The organism is Asaia sp. SF2.1 (genome assembly GCF_000505765.1).
GTDB lineage: Bacteria > Pseudomonadota > Alphaproteobacteria > Acetobacterales > Acetobacteraceae > Asaia > Asaia bogorensis.
In genome coordinates this window covers 1-2,392 of record NZ_AYXS01000038.1, presented here as the reverse complement: position 1 = coordinate 2,392, position 2,392 = coordinate 1, and the positions used below count along the sequence as shown (strand labels likewise).

Below are 2,392 nucleotides of genomic sequence, written 5' to 3'. Positions count from 1 at the left end.
GTCCTCCAAAGCCATATCGCAGAGTTGTCCCTGCTCATTGAGACGAAAAGTAAGCCGCCAGTTTTTAGTGACGGTCATGGACCAGGTGCCTGCCCGCTCTCCGACCAAAGGATGCAGGCTATAATTTGGAGGCACCGTGAGCTCATCGAGTGATTCCGCAGCGTCGATAAAGGCGAGCATCTTTCGTAACCGGTTCACGTCGCCGACCAGCCCTTTGGCATTTCCCGTCTCAAAAAAGCGTCGGAGGCCTTTGTGGCTGATGCTCTCGATCTCCATGCGTGTAAGGTAATGCATTACATTGGCGATGTAAAGATGATCGTTACGTCGAGCGCATGGGCAGTTGGGGTGATAAGATCGACGATCGGAAAAAATGGCTGTTTCCCGCCATTTACCTACTTCCGTTTCTTTTGATTATCGGAAGTAGGGGTGAGAACCAAGAAAAGACCTGCAAAGGTCGTTTCGAGGCGTGTTCCGCGGACGCTTGGTCAAGGACAGAGTCTGCTCCCGGAAGGACAGACTGTTCACATCTGCCACTCTCCGCGATAGCCATTTCAACTCACGCAGGTCTGTGACCATTCTGAGGCTCGCGGCTGACTTGGGAGGACGCGCCGTCGGGCTACGGTCCGCATAAGACGCTGTAAAATCGCTTCATCCGTTGGAGCCGTCTTGGCGTATTTGCCCGGATCTTTTCCGCCCTGACGGGTAATGCTGGCGTCCCGGAGGAGTTGAAGATCGACAGCACACATCTGAGGGCGCATCGCACTGCCGCAAGCCTGTTCAAAAAGGGGGTGCTGCGCGTCGGATCGGACGCACAAGTGGCGGCCTGAACTCGAAACTGCATGCCGTCTGCGACGGGCATGGCCGTCCAGTGGCGATGCTGCCACCGAAGGTCAGATGAGTGACCACAAGGGCGCAGCCCTGCTGCTGCCAGGCTTGCCCTCCGCTCGCCACCTGATTGGCGATCGCGGTTACGACAGCAATCGCTCCCGGCGCAATCTGAGTGAACGAGGCATCGAGCCATGCATCCCGTCCACGAAGAGCCGGAAAGTGCCGGTCCCGCACGACAAGTCCCGATATCGCCGGCGGCACAAGGTCGAGAACATGTTCGGTCGCCTCAAGGACTGGCGCCGCATTGCCACGCGCTACGACCGCTGCGCCCACACCTTCTTCTCGGCAATCTGCCTCGCTACAACAGTCATCTACTGGACGCCGTAGCGAGTCCTGACCCTAAGCGGACTTACTGGTTTCGCCCCATCTCCAGGCATTGAAGTGGTGATAGCGGTCGCCTAAAAGCCGACATTCGCAATAGAGCAGATTAGGCACATTGGCGAGGTGCCAATGAAACAACGTGTCCGACCTTATACTTCGGAACACAACGTTTCCACGCAAATCCTTATTGCTCGAGGGACGTTCCCCAACGGTCAGAGGTGAGCCGTCGCCCATTTAGAAGCCGAACATCCTAGTGCGGCGTTTAGATTGGGAGAGCCTCTTCCTGATATAGCGCCGCGTCGTTCGCGTAAGCCGTAAATCGAGGAGCGCCGCCTCGAGCGCAGATTGACCGTGACGCACCAACACGTCGTCGACCAAACGAGCTGAGTTCTCCAGCTGGCTACACAGAAGCAGAACCCCGGCTCCTGTGCACCCCGGCAGCCACGCTTCGACGGCCGCCGAACGCAGTCGCATCTGCAATGACCATCCTTTCGCGCTTGCTGGAAGCTCCCGCTCCAGCCAGTGACCGTAGTCCCGGTCAAGCGAAAACCGCTTGGTGGACATGAGGGTCGCCTCGAACACAGGCAGCGCGAGATTAAGCCCGTCTGGCCCTCCTAGCCTTAGCGCGAGGGCACAGATCACCACGGATGAGAATGGACCTAGTTCCGCAGACTGTTCATTTGCCACCCGTCGAACCAAGTCCGCCCAAGCAATTGCGGTTCCCAGCCCTGCCCCCGACGAAACGATCGCCTTGGCGACTGCTTCAAGTAAAGTGGGATCGCCCGTACGTAAGTTCTGCAAGAACTGCGGGATAAGTTCAGGGTGGGTGCCAACCGTGGCGAGCGCCGCCCTGCGCATCGCCGGACCACCGCCTGTCATGAGATCGGCTACCCCCTGCGGATTCGTCCGCATTCATGGAATTTAGAATTCTTATTTAATCAATATTATGAATTCAAGGAGAAATTATTTCTAGCGTACAATCGAGTGGGAATTATAAAAAGAATTACCAACCAATTGTTCGGCTTTCCAGGCTCCCACCCGAAACTAGACATTCTGTCCCCCCCAAAAAAGCCGCCCCCTTGCATTAAACCCACCGCCCGTGGCCACGTTCTTCTGTCCCGGAACCGGTCAGCATTGTAACGATGCCGATGAATGCTGCGCCCATCAGGTACCAGGCGGGCAT

2 protein-coding genes are annotated in these 2,392 nt (G+C 56.9%); one reads left to right on the top strand and one right to left on the bottom strand.

Annotated features, from left to right (window positions below; all coding sequences use genetic code 11):
* Positions 1 to 276 (bottom strand): type II toxin-antitoxin system RelE/ParE family toxin (locus tag P792_RS32175; RefSeq protein ID WP_031241268.1); only part of this gene is annotated, 276 nt, incomplete at its 3' end.
* Between the two features lie 618 nt (positions 277 to 894).
* Between P792_RS32175 and P792_RS36690 the strand changes: the two genes are divergently transcribed.
* The gene (locus P792_RS36690; protein ID WP_081866810.1) at positions 895 to 1,215 is read left to right on the top strand and encodes a transposase; all 321 of its coding nucleotides are present in this window, start codon (positions 895 to 897) and stop codon (positions 1,213 to 1,215) included.
* Positions 1,216 to 2,392: the final 1,177 nt, after the last annotated feature.

Bases quoted from the DNA above. Each gene is read 5' to 3' on its own strand.
- P792_RS36690 (WP_081866810.1), top strand. From the start codon at position 895: ATGAGTGACCACAAGGGCGCAGCCCTGCTGCTGCCAGGCTTGCCCTCC.